A 16,466-nucleotide genomic window follows, 5' to 3' on the forward strand; every position below is an offset into this window, starting at 1 on the left:
ATAGGAATCACTATCATCCGATAAGTTGGGATTGCACGCAAACCGCGCAAACCGCGCATGCCGCCGGCAGCTGCAACAGCGACCGCCGACCAGCGAAGCGACCCGGTTGCCTCGCTGCCTTACTGCCTTACTGCCTTACTGCCTTACTGCCCCCGAAGCTTCGGGAGCTTCGCAGCAATATTGGCGAAACCCACGGGCAGGCTTTTCCCGTCATCTCGACGCCGGCTCCCTGCCCCAGCGCGCAACACCGGTGCGCGAACGATCTCCCGGCGAACACCGCCGCCACGGAATGCCCCCGCACTTGGCCGCGGCAGCAGAGGGCCTTTCGCTTTTCTTTAAACGATATATTATAACATTCCAATTTCCACGGGGATGATCCATGCGTCAACACGTACTTGCGGCCGCCGTGCTGCTCGTTGTCCAGAGCGCCTACGCCGCAGACGACACCACCCTGCCCACCGTCAAGGTCCGGGCAGACAAAGCTTCAAGGATCGACAGCATCGTTGTCGTCGAGAACACCCAGGCGCAGAACCGCACCCTGGGTGGCATGCTGGAACGCGTGCCAGGCGTGCAGAACAGCGCCTTCGGCCCGAACGCCGGCGCGCCGGTCATCCGCAGCCTGACAGGCAACCGCGTGCAGGTGCTGGAGGATGGCCAGTCCATCCTCGGCATGAACGCGCTCAGCGGTGATATCGCCATTCCCTTCGATCCGTTGTTCGTGCGCAGCGTCAGCGTCAACAAGTCATCGCACAGCGTCCGTCACGGCGGCAACGCGATCGGCGGCAGCGTCGATGTCGACTCCGGCCTCATCTCCACCAAGATGGAGGACAAGGACCAGGAGATGGAGCTGGTGTTCCGGCAGGGCTTCAATGCCGCTGACGCGCAGGGCTTCCGGATGAATTTCAACAACCAGCGCAACTTCTCGACCAACCTGCAGATGTCGCACCAGCGCATCTCGCACTACGACATCCCCGGCAACAGCAAGGCCAGTGTCTGTGACAGCCAGCTGTTCCCGGCCGGCGGCGGGGTCAACAGCGGCCTGGCCGACAGCTGCCAGAAAGAAGCCCGCATCCAGCAGGTCTACAACAAGGCCTCGCAGCCCTACATCGACCAGTTCATGACCGAGAACCCCGACTGGGCGGACGGCAGCTTCTCGTTCTATACCAACCAGCCGTCATCGGTCTGGCAGGGCAAGACCTACGTGAACCCGGCAAACCCGGACTATGTGGCGGGCACGCCTTCGTATGTGCAGAACAAGATCAACCGCGACGTCACCCCGAATTACCGCGGCACGTTGGGCAACAGCTACTTCCGCAACACCCACCTTGCCGGCGGTACGACCTACTTCTTCGACCGCGGCTACGTCGGCATCAGCATAGACGCCAAGGACAGCGAATACGGGGTGCCGGGCTTCTCGATGGACAACCTGTCCTTCGGCGCCGACCACAGCCAGAGCCGCCCGGTCGGCGTCGTACTCAAACAGACCAAGTACGCCTTGCAGGCCAACCTGCAGGATCCGTTCCCGCTGTTTGAAAGCGCTGACCTGCGCATGTCGCAGATCAGCAATACCTCGGCCGAACAGCTGGGGACAAGCACGGCCAATGAGTACCAGTTCGATACCTACCAGGCCGAAGCACTGCTGGCACAGCGTCGCGCCGGTCCGCTCAGCGGCTTGCTAGGGCTCAGCCAGCGCACGCGCGATATCGTGGGCAGCGGCGCGTTGCGCTACCTGCCCGATGTGCAGAGCGTGACCAATGCGGTGTTCCTGAAACAGAGCCTCGACTTCGCCGCGGTCTCCTTCGATGCCGGGTTCCGCCACGAGCGCGTGGATCATGACATCCGCAGCAGTGCCTTCAAGACCTCACGCAACTCGGCCAACTCGAAGCTGGAGGACAGGTCGTTCACGCTCAACAGCTACAACCTGGGGGCGCGTGCCGAACTCGGAAGCCACCTCAGCGCCAAGGCCCGCTATGCGTCGTCGCAACGGGCGCCGGAGGTCAATGAACTGTATGCCAGCAACGCCCACTACTCGGTCATGACCCAGGAAGAAGGCAACCAGAACCTGAAGCCCGAGCGCGCCAGGAACGTTGAATTCGCCCTGCTGTTCAACAACCGCGGCTTCGACTTCTCCGCGACGGCCTACGTCATGAAATACGAGAATTACCTCTATCAGGGGTATTCCGGCCTGCAGACCGCCAATCGCCTGCCGCTGAAGTACTGGAAGCAGACCGACACCACGGTGAAGGGCTTCGAGATCGAGGTGTCGCAGGCATTGGAACTCGGCCGCTGGGGCAGCTTGAACCTCTCCGCGTTCTCCGACCTGGTGAAGAACCGTGCGGACCATCCGGATTCGCTGCGTGCACACAACGACGGTGAGTACCTGCCCAACATGCCGACCAACCGCTACGGTGCAAACATCGGTTGGCAGAAAGGCGATTGGAAGGCCGGCATCTCCAGCACCTATTACGACAAGCAGAAGTACCTGGGGAAGAATGTCAGCGAGGAAGTGCCACTGGATGGCTTCAACATGCTGGACATGCAGGTAAGCCGCCGTTTCCAGCCGCGTGGTGGCTACGCAAGCGCGATCGAGGTGTTCCTCAACGGCTCGAACCTGCTCGACGCAGAGGCACGTCCGCACAACTCACCGTTGAAATACATCGCACCCCTGCCGGGCCGTGCATTCCAGCTTGGCGTGCGCATCAACCTCTGAGGGCGTGCCACTCCGGCAGCGCTGCAAGCGGCTGCACATGGTCACCGTCGGAAACGCGTAGCGTCCTGCCGCCAGGCCTGGCGCTGCGCCGGTGTCGATGGAACCAGCGCATGCAGGGCAGCAGGCTTCCACCGCAGCGTCACGCCCCGGCACCATCTCAAGGAATCCAGGCGGCAACGGTTCCACTACTCGTTCTGGAAGGGCTGAAAAGCACAAACCCCGGATTTCTCCGGGGTTTGTGCTGTCCTGGGACTGGCCCGGACTTCAATCTGGCGCGCCCGGAGGGATTCGAACCCCCGACCAATGGCTTCGGAAGCCACTACTCTATCCGGCTGAGCTACGGGCGCATTGTGCTCCGGCCGGCTGAGCCGGGCGGACGCGCATTCTAACGGCAAAAGCGGCCGCAGGTCTGCCCCCACCTTTGGATTGCTGTAGTTGGGCGGGAAAAACCTGCCCAGCTGGTAACCTTTGCGCATGAGCCGTCTCCCAACTACACCGTCCACCGCAGCTGGCACGTCGCGGTTCGGGCACTACTGGAAATTGATGCGCGCCGACCGCCCGATCGGCACCTTGCTGCTGCTGTGGCCCACCTGGTGGGCGCTGTGGCTGGCCGCCGATGGCCTGCCGCCGCTGTGGATACTGTTTGTGTTCAGCGCCGGCGTCTGGCTGACCCGCTCGGCCGGCTGCGTGATCAACGACTACGCCGATCGCTGGCTGGACCCGCACGTCAAACGCACCAAGGACCGGCCACTGGCCACCGGTGCGATCTCCGGCCGCGCGGCGCTGATGCTGTTCGCCGGCTTGATGCTGGCCGCATTCGCGCTGGTCCTGACCCTGAACGCCTTGACCATAGCGCTGAGCTTCATCGGCGTGTTCCTGGCCGCCAGCTATCCCTACCTGAAGCGCTACACGCATCTGCCGCAGGTGTACCTGGGTATGGCCTTCGGCTGGGGCATCCCGATGGCCTTCGCCGCCATCCAGGGCGAGGTTCCGCCGCTGGGCTGGGTGCTGTATGCCGCCAACATCCTCTGGTCCACCGCCTATGACACCTGGTACGCCATGGTCGACCGCGACGATGACCTGAAGGTCGGTTCGCATTCCACCGCCATCCTGTTCGGCGATCTGGACCTGGTCATCCAGGGCATCCTGTACGCGCTGTTCTTCGCTGCGATGGCGCTGGTCGGGCAGCGCGCGGGTCTGGGCTGGGCGTATTGGGCCGGCATCGGCGTGGCGATGGTCTTGGTGGTTTACGAGTTCTGGCTGTGCCGGGACCGCGAGCGTGAGCCCTGTTTCAAGGCCTTCCTGCACAACAACTGGGTCGGCGCGGTGCTGTTCGCCGGCATCGTCGCCAGCCAGTATCTGGATTGAAGAAACGGCCCGCAGTGCGGGCCGTTTCGTTGTTGCCGTGCCGTTGACCCTTTGTAGGAGCGGCGTAAGCCGCGAAGCCCACAATGTCGGATGGCGCAGTCTTTCTTGGATCTGATGGACTGTCTGCTTCGCGGCTTACGCCGCTCCTACAAACAGCATTAGACCGCGCCGATGCTCTTCCCCAGCGAACGCAGGCGGAACGCTGCAATTATCTGCAGCACGCCGTAGATCAAGGCCAGCACACCGATCCACAGCGAGGTCACTGCCAGGCCCGCAATCGGGTTCAACGCGAACATCACGCCCAATGCCACCGCCAGCAGGCCGCTGACAATCAGCATCCACTCGCCACTGATCTGCTTGCGCACGCGGATGGCGAACACGATGCGGTAGATACCGCCAACCACCAGCCAGGCGGCCAGGAACAGCAGCAGTACGCTCGCCGTTGCCAGCGGATTGATCACCGCCAGCACGCCAAAGGCGATGGAAGCCAGCGCATAGAACAGCGCCCAACCGCGCGAGACCGGTGCCGAGCCGCTGAAGGCCGAGAGCAGCACCACCACGCCTTCAACAATGGCCATGATGCCAAGCCACCACGCCAGGACAGCTGCGGTGCGCACCGGCGCCATCACCGCCAGCACGCCGAATATCACCGCAAACAGGCCGAACAGCAGCAGCACCCACCAGTTGCGCGTCAATGTGCCAAACAGCGATCCAGCAGGAAAACCCGGGGAAGCACCCATGTCTGTCTCCTCATGTTGAACAGGTATAAGGCCTTTCGATCCCAGTCTAGGCCCATAGCCGTAGTCATGGCATGTAGAGATGACATCCGGTGTTTCAAGCCAGTTGCAACGCAGGCGCGGCCTTGCAGGCATACCAGCGCTCACGGCACCCGCGCACAGACCCAGGCATCCACCCGCTGGACACCGGCGCGGTGTAGTGTGAGCGCTGCCGCATGCAAGGTGGCACCGGTGGTCATCACGTCATCCAACAGAACCACATGTGCCGGCAACTGCCCCACCGCAATGAAGGCGCCACGCAGGTTGCGTTTGCGCTCCATCGCATCCAGCTCCGATTGTGGCTGGGTGGAACGGCGCCGATGCAGGCCCCGGCACAACGGTAGCTGCAGCGCGCGCGCCAGCGGCTTGGCCAGCTCCCAGGTCTGGTCATAGCCGCGCTGACGCAGCCGCGACAGATGCAGCGGCACCGGCACGATCGCCTGCGGGCGCTCGGCAGCGCGCAATGCATCCAGCATCAGCGCTGACAGCAAACGCCCAGCGCTGAGATCATGGTGAAACTTGAAGCGCAGTAGCAGGCCATCGATCGGCGCGTTGTAGGTAAATGCCGCCTGCACTGCCTGCAAGGGCGAGCGTGAGCGCTGGCAGGCACCGCACAACCCATCCGCGTCGGTACCCGGCAACGGCAGCGCACAACGCCAGCAAGCGGCATGTTGCCAAGGCAATCCGGCGCCGCAGGCCAGGCACAGGTCCCGCCCCGGCACACCGTCCTCCCCGCAGACCAGGCAGCGCGGCGGGAACAGCAAGGCCGATAGCCCGCCCCCGACCCTGTAAACCAGACTCTTCATTTGATGGTTGACAGCAATGTGTATGCTGACCAGACTGCGCCGCTTCCATCGCCCCATCTGTCAGGTAACACCGATGTCCACCGTCATCCGCCACGACTGGAAGCGCGAAGAGCTGCTGTCCCTGCTCGAACTGCCCTTCCCCGAGCTGCTGCACCGCGCCGCCAGCGTGCATCGCCAGCACTTCGACCCGGCGCAGGTACAGGTCTCCACCCTGCTCTCGGTCAAGACCGGCGGTTGCCCGGAAGACTGCGCCTACTGCCCGCAGGCCCAGCGCTATGACACCGGCGTGGACGCGCAGAAGCTGATGGACACCGACAGCGTGGTGGCCCGTGCCCGCGCCGCCAAGCAGGCTGGCGCCTCGCGCTTCTGCATGGGTGCGGCCTGGCGCTCGCCCAAGGACCGTGACATCCCCAAGGTCGCGGCGATGATCCGCGAGGTGAAGTCGCTGGGCCTGGAGACCTGCGCCACCCTGGGCATGCTCGAGGGCCACCAGGCGCAGGCGCTGAAGGACGCCGGGCTGGACTACTACAACCACAATCTGGACACCGCGCCGGATTACTACGACTCCATCATCCATACCCGCCAGTACCAGGACCGCCTGGACACGCTGGAGCACGTGCGCAACGCCGGCATGAAGACCTGCTGCGGCGGCATCGTCGGCATGGGTGAAACCCGCGAGCACCGCGCCGGCCTGCTGCAGGCGCTGGCCAACCTGCCGGCGCACCCGGACTCGGTGCCGATCAACCGCCTGGTGCAGGTCGCCGGTACCCCGTTGCACGGCAGCGCCGAGCTGGACCCGTTCGAGTTCGTGCGCATGATCGCCGTGGCCCGCATCGTGATGCCGCGCTCGATGGTGCGGCTGTCAGCCGGCCGCGAGAGCATGAGCGATGAGCTGCAGGCGCTGTGCTTCCTGGCTGGCGCCAACTCCATCTTCTACGGCGAAAAGCTGCTGACCACCGGCAACCCGGACACCGAGCGCGACCAAGCCCTGTTCGCCCGCCTCGGCATCAGCCCGATGCAGGTCCATGTGGACGCCGACGACCACGACCATCCCGGTACCGTGCACCTGGATATCGCCCCGCTCTGCGCCCGCAGCGCCTGAGCCCACCGGCGCCCCGCACCGGGGCGCCGCTTGGGGCATTCTTACAGGCAACCGGGTACGCTAGCCGCCCGCTTGACCATGAACCTTGCCATGGCCCGTCCTGACATCCACGACCGCATCCACGCCCAGCGCAAGCTGCGGCTTGCCCAGGGCCGCATCCGCACCAGGCGCAGCATCAGCCGCCGTGACGGGGTGCGTTTGGAACTGGACGGGCGCTGGTTGACCGGCTTCTGCAGCAATGACTACCTCGGCCTGTCGCAACAGTTCGAGGTGATCGCCGCGCTGCAGGACGCCGCCGGCCGCGAAGGCGCCGGCAGCACCGCCTCGCACCTGGTCTGTGGCCACCACAGCGTGCATGAGCAGCTGGAACGCGAGATGGCCGACTGGCTCGGCTATCCGCGCGCCCTGCTGTTCGACAGCGGCTTCATGGCCAACCTGGCCGTGCAGCAGGCGCTGCTGAGCGAAGAAACCGACATCTGCGTGCAGGACCGGCTCAACCACGCCAGCCTGCTTGATGCCAGCCGCCTGGCCGGCTGCCGCCTGCGCCGCTATCCGCACCTGGACAGCGAAGGCGCCATGCGCCAGCTCAAGAACACCGCCGACGGCGCCGCCATGCTGGTCACCGACGGCGTCTTCAGCATGGATGGTGACATCGCCCCGCTGCGCTCACTGTCGCTGGTGGCACGCATGCAGGAGGCGCTGTTCTATGTGGACGACGCCCACGGCATTGGTGTGATCGGCGAACACGGCCGCGGCTGCGTCGCCGACGCCGGCCTGGGCGTGAAGGAGGTTCCGCTGCAGCTGGCCACCCTGGGCAAGGCACTGGGCAGCCACGGCGCGGTGGTTGTGGGCGAAGACGCGCTGATCCAGCACCTGGCCGAAACCGCACGCCCCTACATCTACACCACCGCCCTGCCGGCGGCACAGGCGGCCGCCTCGCTGGCAGCGGTGAAGCTGGCGCGTCGCGACCATTGGCGCCGCGACAAGCTCACCGAACTGATCGCCAGCTTCCGCGAGGGCGCGCGCCGCAACGGGCTGGAGCTGATGGCCTCGGAAACCCCGATCCAACCGCTGCTGTGCGGCGACGAAGCGACGGTGATGGCCTTGTCGGCGACGCTGGAGCAGTCCGGCTTCCTGGTCAGCGCGATCCGTCCGCCGACCGTGCCCGAAGGCAAGGCGCGCCTGCGCGTGACCTTGTCCGCGCTGCATACCCTCGAGCAGGTCAAGGCGCTGGTGGACGCCATCGCCAAGGCCCGCGACGTGGTGCTGTACCAGAAGTCCCTGAACACTGTTGCCTGAGAACCGGTTGTAACGCCATGCATATCCACGTCACCGGCAGCGGCCCGGCATTGGTCCTGATCCACGGCTGGGCACTGCATGGCGGCATCTTCGCGCCGCTGGTGGAACGGCTGGCGCCGCACTTCGAGCTGCACGTGGTCGACCTGCCCGGGCATGGCCACAGCCGCGACGACGCCACACCCTTGCGCTTGCCCTACCTGGTCAATGCCATCGCCAGCGCCACCCCGGTAGCGGTGTGGTGCGGCTGGTCGCTGGGCGGGCTGGTCGCCCTGCACGGCGCGGCCACGCTGCCGCAGGTGCGCGGGCTGACAATGCTGGCAGCGACGCCACGCTTCGTCCGCGACGCCGACTGGCCAGATGCGGTGGAGCCGGTGGTGTTCGAGCAGTTCGGCCGCGATCTGGAACAGGACTACCGCGGCACCCTGGAGCGCTTCCTCGCCCTGGACGTGATGGGCTCGCAGCACGCCCGCAGCGAACTGCGCACCCTGCGCGATGCGCTGGTCGAACGCGGCGAACCGGCCCCCCGCGCCCTGCACGAAGGTCTGGCCCTGCTGGAGCGCAGCGACCTGCGCGGCAGCCTGCCCAGCCTGCACAAACCCGGCCTGTGGATAGGCGGCCAGCGCGACCGGCTGGTGCCGTCCAAGGCCATGCACCAGGCCGCCGCACTGGCGCCGGCAGGCCTGCACAACGCCCACACCATCGACGGTGGCGGCCACGCCCCGTTCCTCGGCCACGCCGATCACGTTGCCGGGCTGCTGCAACAGTTCGTTGCTGGCTGCGCGTGAGCGGTTACGCGGCCATTGGTGCTGGCTGGCCGATGATGTCGTCGGCTGCCTGAGCACCGCAGCGCTTCCCATCCCGAATCACGAAACCGAATCACCGCCATGTCTTCTCTGTTCGATCCCAAACACGTCCGCCGCGCCTTCTCGCGCGCCGCCAGCAGCTACCACGCCGCCGCCGTGCTGCAGCAGGAAGTGGCCAAGCGCCTGCTGGAGTCGCTGGACTACCTGGAAGACCGGCAGCCGCAGGTGGTGTTGGACGTGGGCAGCGGCCCGGCCCATGCCACCGCGGCGATGAAGAAGCGCTGGCCCAAGGCACAGGTGATCGCGCTGGACCTGGCCCTGCCGATGTTGGCCGAGGCCAAGAAACAGGCTGGCTGGTGGCGCCCGTTCTCGCGTGTCTGCGCCGATGCCCGCGCCCTGCCGCTGGCCGACAACAGCGTCGACGTGATCTACAGCAACCTGTGCCTGCAGTGGGTGGAAGACCTGCCGGCGGTATTTGCCGGCTTCCGCCGCGTGCTCAAGCCCAATGGCCTGCTGGTCTGTTCAACGTTTGCCCACGACACGCTGGTGGAACTGCGCCAGGCATTTGCGCAGGCCGATGACACTTCGCATGTAAGCCACTTCGTGCAGATCGCCCAGTTCGGTGACGCCTTGATGATGGCTGGCTTCCGCGATCCGGTACTGGACCGCGACATGTTCACCCTGACCTACGACGACCTGCCAACGCTGATGCGCGAACTCAAGGCCATTGGCGCCACCAACGCCATGCACAACCGTCGCCACACGCTGACCGGGCGCAGCCGTTTTGCGGCAGCACGCGATGCTTACGAGCCGATGCGTCGCGCTGACGGCAAGCTGCCGAGCAGCTGGGAAGTGGTGTATGCGCATGCCTGGGCACCGGCACCGGGCGCACCGATCCGTGAGCAGGGGCAGGACGTGGCGAGCGTGCCGCTGTCGGCCATTCCGATTCGGCGGAAGACGCAGGAATAAGGATTCGGGACAGGGGCAGGTGCTGCTCCGTAGTGCCGAGCCATGCTCGGCAGGGGCTTTACCAGCGAAAGACTGCCCTCACCCCAACCCCTCTCCCGCAGGCGGGAGAGGGGCTAAAGCCGTAGTGCCGAGCCATGCTCGGCAGGGCCCTTGCAGACAATCCAGCGGACAGTGCACCAGCTTCGCGGCTCACGCCGCTCCCACAAGAACGGGGAGCTGATGCCGGGCCGCTCAAGCCCCTTTTACAAACAGGTCGCGGTGGAAGAAATACACTTCCTGCAGCAGGAAACGCCAGCTGGTGTGGAAGCTGCGGAAGCGCGTGCTTGGTGTGGATGACGCCAGCGCATCGATCCCCAACTCCTTCGATAGACGCAACGCGCGCGCCATGTGCAGCGGGTCGCTGACCACGATCACCTTGTGCATGTCGTGCTTGGCCATGACCTGCTTGGCTTCAACCAGATTCTGCCGGGTGGTGCGCGAGCGGGTTTCGATCAGGATGTCCTTGCCCGGAACCTTCTGCTTCAGCGCATAACGCCGCGCCACCTGTGATTCGGAAAAACGCGCGCCCGTACCGCCAAAGCCGCCGGTGAAAATCAACTTCGGTGCATAGCCCTGCCGGTACAGGTCCAGGCCATGGCGGATGCGCTCTTCAAATACCGGCGAAGGCTTGGCGTCATACGCCGCAGCACCGAGCACGATGATGGCATCGGCAGGTGCGGCCTGGTCACGGTCACCTACCCAGATGATCCACGCCGCCACGCCCAGCAGCCACAACAGCAGCAACACACACAAGCGCCACACCCAGCCCATCAACCCTGTGCGCCGAACAGCTGCCTTCATGCCTGCACCCAGGGCAAGGCATCCAGGTCCACATTGCCACCGGACAACACCAGCCCCACCGTGCGCCCGGCAAAACGCTGCGGCTGGGACAGCACGGCCGCCAGGGTGATCGCCGAGGACGGTTCGACGGTCTGCTTCATCACCTGCCAGATCAAGCGCATCGCGGCCACGGTATCGGCGTCGTCCACGCTGATCACCTGTGCCGCGCCGTGCAGCAGCTCGAAATTGGGCGCGCCCAGTGCGCCGCGCAGGCCATCGCACAGTGTGTCGGGCACGAAATCGATCAAGCGCTCACCCGCCGCCAGCGAACGCGCGGTGTCGGCAGCCCCGGCCGGCTCGGCCAGTACCAGCTCGCAGTTCGGCAGCAGCTGCTGCATCGCCAGCAGGGTGCCTGCGGCCAATCCACCACCGCCTACCGGCACGACCAGTACATCCAGTTGCGTTCCGGCCTGGCGAATCAGTTCGAGCACGGCGGTGCCCTGCCCGGCGATGACCCGCGGGTCGGTATAAGGGTGAACCAGGGTCGCCCCGGTTTCGCGCTGCACACGCAGGCACTCGGCTTCGCGCGCGGCCTGGGTGGGTGCACAGCGCCAGAGGGTGGCCTGGTTGCGTTCGATATTGGCCAGCTTGGCCGCCACCGCACCCTCGGGCACCACTACATGGCAGGGAACCCCGCGCGAGCGCGCCGCCAAGGCCAGTGCGGCACCGTGGTTGCCGGAGGAATGTGTCACCACACCGTGACTGGCATGCTCCACATCCAGCGACCACACCGCGTTGCAGGCCCCGCGGAACTTGAACGCGCCGCTGCGCTGCAGGTGTTCGGCCTTGAAGTGCAGGCTGGCGCCGGCCAGTGCATCCAGCGTGCGTGAGCGCAGCACCGGGGTGACCGTCGCATGGGCGGCAATCCGCGCCGCTGCTGCCAGAACCTCGGCAAATCCGGGCAAAGGAAGTTCATTCATGGTGAAAGGTTAGCCCAGGCCCCGGGCCTGCGACCATCTCATCTGCGCACACGTTGTATGTTCAGCCATGTAGATGCGAATTAAGGGCCGATTCAACGCCGTGGCCCGAAGCTGGCTGCCATACCCACGAGGGGGGGATTTCTCATGATCAAGCGCCTGATTGTTTCCACCGGCCTGCTGTTGGGCCTGTCTGGCTGTGCCACGTACGACTACGTAGGCGGCGGTTCGGGCGGCTATTACCACGGCGCTCCCTCGGTGCAGTACAGCTATCCCTATGGCTATCCGAACAGTGGCTACGGCTACGGCGGTTACGGCTATGGCAGTGGCTATTACGGCTACGGCAACTACGGCTACCCGGTCTACCGCCCCAACTACAACCGCCCGCGCCCGCCGTATCACGGCAATGGTCCGCGTCCGCCCGGCCATGGCAACGGCCCGCGCCCGGGCGGAGACGGCGATCACAACCATGGTGGCAACCGCCCACGCCCGCCGGGCAACGGCGGCAATGACGGCCGGCCGACCCGACCACCACCGCCGGTGAACGGCGGCGGCAACAAATCGCCGTGGCGCAATCTGGACAATCTGAGCCGGCCGCCGCCGCGTGCCAACAACCAGCCAATGCAGCGCGCCCAGCCCATGCAGCAGGCGATGCAGCGGCCTCAGCCTGCAGCGCGTCCGGCTATTCAGGCACGGCCGATGCCGGCCCGACAGCCGTCACAAACCCGGCAACCGAACGGCGCTCGCATCCAGGAACGATAAAAAGGTTGCAATTGGCGCAAATGCAGGCATTCTTGGCCCTACGGGTGACCGCTTGCGTCGCTTAGTGACCCAACCGGTCCCGCCCAGACAGTTCAATGTCGATGTCCGCCAGGAAATCTGGATCCCCCCTGTTCCGGCCCTGTCGGACATCGGCGCCTAATAAAGACAAAGCCCCGGCCTAGGCCGGGGCTTTGTCTTTCAACGCTTTCCCGCCAAGGCGGGCCCTGCTGGACTGCAAGGCCGGTAGTCCCCCGACTACCGGCCCCTGCTACCCCAACGTACGCTTCGGTCGGCCCCTGTTCCAATTCCGACCTTGTTGCGCCTATGTCGCATGCCACGTTGGGTGCAATGTATTAACTGCAGGTTGCGTGCCAACTTTAGGGTTGATGCGTACCTGATTGCGCTTGGCAGTAAAATCACCACATACGCCGTCACATCGTGGGAAATACCCATCTGACGGACTTCACACTTTCTGACCGATCTCACGCCCATGAGCGACTCCTTCTACCGTTACGACGTCATCGTCATTGGCGGCGGCCACGCCGGCACCGAGGCGGCGCTGGCTGCAGCGCGCGGCGGCGCCCGCACCCTGCTACTGACCCACAACGTCGAAACCGTCGGCGCGATGAGCTGCAACCCGGCCATCGGCGGCATTGGCAAGGGTCACCTGGTCAAGGAGATCGATGCGCTCGGCGGAGCGATGGCGCATGCCGCCGATCGCGCCGGCATCCAGTGGCGCACACTCAATGCCTCCAAGGGCCCGGCCGTGCGCGCCACCCGCTGCCAGGCCGACCGCAACCTGTACCGGATGGCGATCCGCGGCATCGTCGAGTCGCAGCCGAACCTGACCGTGTTCCAGGCAGCCGTCGATGATCTGGTGATTGAAGGCGACGCCGTGCGTGGCGCCATCACCCAGACCGGACTGACCTTCCACGCTGTTGCAGTCGTGCTCACCGCCGGCACCTTCCTGGCCGGCAAGATCCATATCGGCGAAACCCAATACACCGCAGGCCGCATGGGCGACCCGCCGGCGACCACGCTGGCCGCGCGCCTGCGCGAGCGCCCGTTCGTCATTGATCGCCTGAAGACCGGCACTCCGCCGCGCATCGACGGCCGTTCGCTGGATTACAGCGTGATGGACGAGCAGCCCGGCGACGACCCGCTGCCGGTGATGTCCTACCTCGGCGATGTCAGCGAGCATCCGCAGCAGGTCAGCTGCTGGATCACCCATACCAGCGAACGCACCCACGACATCATCCGTGGCGCACTGCACCGCTCGCCGCTGTACAGCGGCCAGATCGAAGGCATCGGCCCGCGTTACTGCCCGTCGATCGAAGACAAGGTGGTGCGTTTCGCCGAGAAGGACAGCCACCAGATCTTCGTCGAGCCCGAAGGCCTGGACGTGGTGGAGATCTATCCCAACGGCATTTCCACCTCGCTGCCGTTCGACGTGCAGCTGGAGCTGGTACGCAGCATCCGTGGCTTCGAGCAGGCGCACATCACCCGCCCAGGCTACGCCATCGAATACGACTTCTTCGACCCTCGCGGCCTGAAGAACACGCTGGAAACCCGCCAGGTCAATGGCCTGTTCTTCGCCGGCCAGATCAACGGCACCACAGGCTATGAAGAAGCCGGTGCGCAGGGCTTGTTGGCAGGCATCAACGCCGCCTTGCTCGTGCAGGGCAAGGACGGCTGGTGCCCACGTCGCGACGAAGCCTATATCGGCGTGCTGGTCGACGACCTGATCACCCACGGCACCAGCGAGCCCTACCGCATGTTCACCAGTCGCGCCGAATACCGGCTGCAGCTGCGCGAAGACAATGCCGACACCCGCCTGACCCCGACCGGCCGCAAGCTGGGCCTGGTCGATGATCGCCGCTGGTCCGCGTTCGAAACCAAGCAGACCGCCGTTGCCAGCGAGAGCGCGCGCCTGCGTGGCATCTGGGCAACGCCGGGCAATGCACTGGGCCGCGAAGTCGCCGAATCCACCGGCGTGGCAGTCAGCCGCGAAACCAATGTGCTGGACCTGATCAAACGCCCGGAACTGGACTACGCCAAGCTGATGCAGGTGCCCTCACTCGGACCGGGCGTCGCCGATGCGCGCGTGGCCGAGCAGGTGGAGATCAGCGTCAAGTACGCCGGCTACCTGGACCGCCAACGCGAAGAAATCGAACGCCAGCAGCGGCACGAGAACACTGCGATTGTCGAAGGCTTCGACTTCGCCTCGGTGCGTGGCTTGTCTGCCGAGGCATTGCAGAAACTGGAGCGCGTGCGTCCGCAGACCATCGGTCAGGCACAGCGCATTCCAGGCATGACGCCGGCAGCGATTTCCCTGCTGCTGGTACATCTGGAGCGGGCGCGACGCGGCAAGGTGGCTTGAGTTTTTGATTGGAGATTTTGGTGGCGGGGGCTTAAGAGCAACCCCTCCCCAGCCCTCCCCTGCGCTTCGCGCAAGGGAGGGGGCAGAAGCGGCGCTCCGCCAGCTGAGAGAACACGCGAAACAGCTCCCTCCCTTGCGCCGAAGGCGGAGGGGAGGGTTGGGGAGGGGTGCCTTTCGCGCGCACCCTGACTAGACTGCGTCTCCCGCTAAAGGAGCCGCAGAATATGGACATTCATCCGATCGACCCGGAAAAACGCCAAGCCGTACTCGCCGCGCTGGAACAGATCGAACGCCAGCACGATGTACGCGTGTTGATGGCCTGCGAATCCGGCAGTCGCGGCTGGGGATTCTCGTCGCCGGACAGCGACTACGATGCCCGCTTCATCTACGTCCATCGCCAGCCGTGGTACCTGAGCGTCAATGAACGGACCGGCCCGGGCGAAGCACAACGCGATGTGATCGAGCTGCCCATCGACGACGAGCTGGATATCAGCGGCTGGGACCTGCGCAAAGCATTGCGCCTGGTCTCCAAGTCCAACCCAACCCTGTCCGAGTGGCTGCGCTCACCCATCCACTATCGAGGTGACGCTCAGGCAATCTCAGAACTGCAAGCCGCGGTACAGCAGTTTCACTCGCCCCTGGGCAGCTGGTGGCATTACTTCAACATGGCCAGCGCCAATCATCGCGGCTATCTGAAAGGTGAGCGGGTACGCACCAAGAAATACCTTTACGTGTTGCGGCCGTTGCTCGCCTGTCAATGGATAGAGAACGAACCCACACCGCCGCCCATGGCTTTTGAGGACCTGCTCGATCGCCTGCTCCCCGAGGGCAAGGTGCGCAACGCCATTGATCAACTGCTGGTGACAAAGCGGCGCAGCGCAGAGGTAGCCGATGGCCCTCGCATCGCCCTCATCAGCGACTACATTGATGCCGAGCTTGCGCGGCGTAGCAATACACCGCCCCTGTTGACCGCAGGCCAAGGTGACGCCAACGCGCTTGACGGACTTTTCAGACAAATGCTCATTGCCCACGCACCGCGTTGAGATCTCACACTGGCAACAGCGACTATGATGTTGCTTGCCAAATTCGTTCCCCGAGGCGATCACCATGCCCGCACTGCGCCCCTTCCTGGATAAAACCCCCACCCTCGGCGAGCGCGTCTATATCGACGAAACCTGCACCATCATCGGTGATGTGCAGATTGGCGATGATGCGTCGGTGTGGCCGGGTACGGTGATCCGCGGTGATGTGAACTACGTCCGCATCGGTGCACGCACCAATGTGCAGGACGGCACCATCATCCATGTCAGCCACGAAAGTCCTTACAACAAGGGCGGCTACCCGACGCTGATCGGCGAGGGCGTTACTGTCGGCCACGGCTGCATCATCCATGCCTGCACCATTGGCGATTACTGCCTGATCGGCATGGGCGCGTGCATCCTCGATGGCGCGGTCATCGAGGCCAATGCCTTCATCGCCGCCGGTGCGGTGGTCGGACCGGGCAAGCTGGTGCGCAGTGGCGAGTTGTGGGCCGGCAACCCGGCACGGCTGATGCGCCAGCTCAGCGAGAAGGACATCGAGGGCCTGCGCTATTCGGCCGACCATTACGTCAGGGTCAAGGATCAATACCGCGGCATGCAGGGCTGAGCCAGCAGGCATTGTCGGCAAGCCCCCTGCGGGTGCACACTGCCGGCC

At 65.0% G+C, this 16,466-nt stretch carries 14 protein-coding genes and 1 tRNA gene; 10 read left to right on the plus strand and 5 right to left on the minus strand.

Features of this window, described 5'->3' with window-relative positions:
• Positions 1-379 precede the first annotated feature (379 nt).
• Positions 380-2,710, plus strand: a complete 2,331-nt coding sequence (locus ACVOLI_RS00785) for a TonB-dependent receptor (RefSeq protein WP_481533119.1) — start codon at positions 380-382, stop codon at positions 2,708-2,710.
• A gap of 270 nt (positions 2,711-2,980) precedes the next feature.
• On the opposite strand, the gene ACVOLI_RS00790 is transcribed toward ACVOLI_RS00785, so the two are convergent.
• Positions 2,981-3,057: transfer RNA gene (locus ACVOLI_RS00790), tRNA-Arg, on the minus strand.
• 127 nt (positions 3,058-3,184) lie between these two features.
• Here ACVOLI_RS00790 and ubiA point away from each other — a divergent pair.
• The gene (ubiA, locus tag ACVOLI_RS00795; RefSeq protein ID WP_481533120.1) at positions 3,185-4,078 is read left to right on the plus strand and encodes a 4-hydroxybenzoate octaprenyltransferase; all 894 of its coding nucleotides are present in this window, start codon (positions 3,185-3,187) and stop codon (positions 4,076-4,078) included.
• Between the two features lie 158 nt (positions 4,079-4,236).
• Here the strand turns inward: ubiA and ACVOLI_RS00800 are convergent, their stop codons facing one another.
• Entirely contained in the window at positions 4,237-4,818 is a 582-nt protein-coding gene (locus tag ACVOLI_RS00800) for an HdeD family acid-resistance protein (protein WP_481533121.1), read from the minus strand.
• A gap of 140 nt (positions 4,819-4,958) precedes the next feature.
• Positions 4,959-5,660 carry a ComF family protein gene (locus ACVOLI_RS00805; protein WP_481533122.1) on the minus strand — a complete coding sequence of 234 codons (702 nt, stop codon included), beginning with the start codon at positions 5,658-5,660 and terminating at the stop codon, positions 4,959-4,961.
• 73 nt (positions 5,661-5,733) lie between these two features.
• On the opposite strand from ACVOLI_RS00805, the gene bioB reads away from it, so the two are divergent.
• The 4 genes from bioB to bioC all read left to right on the plus strand — a co-directional run bounded on the left by bioB (position 5,734) and on the right by bioC (position 9,833).
• Positions 5,734-6,762: a biotin synthase BioB gene (bioB, locus tag ACVOLI_RS00810; RefSeq protein WP_481513442.1), complete on the plus strand. Its 1,029-nt coding sequence runs from the start codon at positions 5,734-5,736 to the stop codon at positions 6,760-6,762.
• Positions 6,763-6,852: 90 nt separating this feature from the next.
• Positions 6,853-8,061 (plus strand): 8-amino-7-oxononanoate synthase, encoded by a 1,209-nt coding sequence (bioF, locus tag ACVOLI_RS00815; RefSeq protein ID WP_282267899.1) that lies wholly within the window; start codon positions 6,853-6,855, stop codon positions 8,059-8,061.
• Positions 8,062-8,078: 17 nt separating this feature from the next.
• Positions 8,079-8,846: a pimeloyl-ACP methyl ester esterase BioH gene (gene bioH / locus ACVOLI_RS00820; RefSeq protein ID WP_481533123.1), complete on the plus strand. Its 768-nt coding sequence runs from the start codon at positions 8,079-8,081 to the stop codon at positions 8,844-8,846.
• 99 nt (positions 8,847-8,945) lie between these two features.
• Positions 8,946-9,833: a malonyl-ACP O-methyltransferase BioC gene (gene bioC, locus ACVOLI_RS00825; protein WP_481533124.1), complete on the plus strand. Its 888-nt coding sequence runs from the start codon at positions 8,946-8,948 to the stop codon at positions 9,831-9,833.
• 231 nt (positions 9,834-10,064) lie between these two features.
• Here bioC and ACVOLI_RS00830 read toward each other — a convergent pair whose 3' ends face one another.
• Positions 10,065-10,673: a YdcF family protein gene (locus tag ACVOLI_RS00830; RefSeq protein ID WP_282267903.1), complete on the minus strand. Its 609-nt coding sequence runs from the start codon at positions 10,671-10,673 to the stop codon at positions 10,065-10,067.
• Positions 10,670-11,632 (minus strand): pyridoxal-phosphate dependent enzyme, encoded by a 963-nt coding sequence (locus ACVOLI_RS00835; RefSeq protein ID WP_481533125.1) that lies wholly within the window; start codon positions 11,630-11,632, stop codon positions 10,670-10,672. The genes ACVOLI_RS00830 and ACVOLI_RS00835 overlap by 4 nt, the downstream gene beginning before the upstream one ends.
• Before the next feature lie 144 nt (positions 11,633-11,776).
• Here ACVOLI_RS00835 and ACVOLI_RS00840 point away from each other — a divergent pair, with 144 nt between their 5' ends.
• The 4 genes from ACVOLI_RS00840 (at position 11,777) to ACVOLI_RS00855 (ending at position 16,418) form a co-directional block, all read left to right on the plus strand.
• Positions 11,777-12,391, plus strand: a complete 615-nt coding sequence (locus ACVOLI_RS00840; RefSeq protein WP_481533126.1) for a hypothetical protein — start codon at positions 11,777-11,779, stop codon at positions 12,389-12,391.
• 490 nt (positions 12,392-12,881) lie between these two features.
• A complete protein-coding gene (gene mnmG / locus ACVOLI_RS00845; protein ID WP_481533127.1) occupies positions 12,882-14,771 on the plus strand; it encodes a tRNA uridine-5-carboxymethylaminomethyl(34) synthesis enzyme MnmG in 1,890 nt (629 codons plus the stop codon).
• A gap of 224 nt (positions 14,772-14,995) precedes the next feature.
• The gene (locus ACVOLI_RS00850) at positions 14,996-15,814 is read left to right on the plus strand and encodes a nucleotidyltransferase domain-containing protein (RefSeq protein ID WP_481533128.1); all 819 of its coding nucleotides are present in this window, start codon (positions 14,996-14,998) and stop codon (positions 15,812-15,814) included.
• Between the two features lie 64 nt (positions 15,815-15,878).
• The gene (locus tag ACVOLI_RS00855) at positions 15,879-16,418 is read left to right on the plus strand and encodes a gamma carbonic anhydrase family protein (RefSeq protein WP_481533129.1); all 540 of its coding nucleotides are present in this window, start codon (positions 15,879-15,881) and stop codon (positions 16,416-16,418) included.
• Positions 16,419-16,466: the final 48 nt, after the last annotated feature.

The sequence above is a fragment of the Stenotrophomonas sp. STEN029 genome, assembly GCF_056760015.1.

Bases quoted from the DNA above. Each gene is read 5' to 3' on its own strand.
- ACVOLI_RS00835 (WP_481533125.1), bottom strand. From the start codon at position 11,632: ATGAATGAACTTCCTTTGCCCGGATTTGCCGAGGTTCTGGCAGCAGCG.
- bioF (WP_282267899.1), top strand. From the start codon at position 6,853: ATGGCCCGTCCTGACATCCACGACCGCATCCACGCCCAGCGCAAGCTG.
- ACVOLI_RS00805 (WP_481533122.1), bottom strand. From the start codon at position 5,660: ATGAAGAGTCTGGTTTACAGGGTCGGGGGCGGGCTATCGGCCTTGCTG.
- ACVOLI_RS00840 (WP_481533126.1), top strand. From the start codon at position 11,777: ATGATCAAGCGCCTGATTGTTTCCACCGGCCTGCTGTTGGGCCTGTCT.
- ACVOLI_RS00830 (WP_282267903.1), bottom strand. From the start codon at position 10,673: ATGAAGGCAGCTGTTCGGCGCACAGGGTTGATGGGCTGGGTGTGGCGC.
- ACVOLI_RS00785 (WP_481533119.1), top strand. From the start codon at position 380: ATGCGTCAACACGTACTTGCGGCCGCCGTGCTGCTCGTTGTCCAGAGC.
- ACVOLI_RS00800 (WP_481533121.1), bottom strand. From the start codon at position 4,818: ATGGGTGCTTCCCCGGGTTTTCCTGCTGGATCGCTGTTTGGCACATTG.
- ACVOLI_RS00855 (WP_481533129.1), top strand. From the start codon at position 15,879: ATGCCCGCACTGCGCCCCTTCCTGGATAAAACCCCCACCCTCGGCGAG.
- ACVOLI_RS00850 (WP_481533128.1), top strand. From the start codon at position 14,996: ATGGACATTCATCCGATCGACCCGGAAAAACGCCAAGCCGTACTCGCC.
- bioB (WP_481513442.1), top strand. From the start codon at position 5,734: ATGTCCACCGTCATCCGCCACGACTGGAAGCGCGAAGAGCTGCTGTCC.
- bioC (WP_481533124.1), top strand. From the start codon at position 8,946: ATGTCTTCTCTGTTCGATCCCAAACACGTCCGCCGCGCCTTCTCGCGC.
- bioH (WP_481533123.1), top strand. From the start codon at position 8,079: ATGCATATCCACGTCACCGGCAGCGGCCCGGCATTGGTCCTGATCCAC.
- mnmG (WP_481533127.1), top strand. From the start codon at position 12,882: ATGAGCGACTCCTTCTACCGTTACGACGTCATCGTCATTGGCGGCGGC.
- ubiA (WP_481533120.1), top strand. From the start codon at position 3,185: ATGAGCCGTCTCCCAACTACACCGTCCACCGCAGCTGGCACGTCGCGG.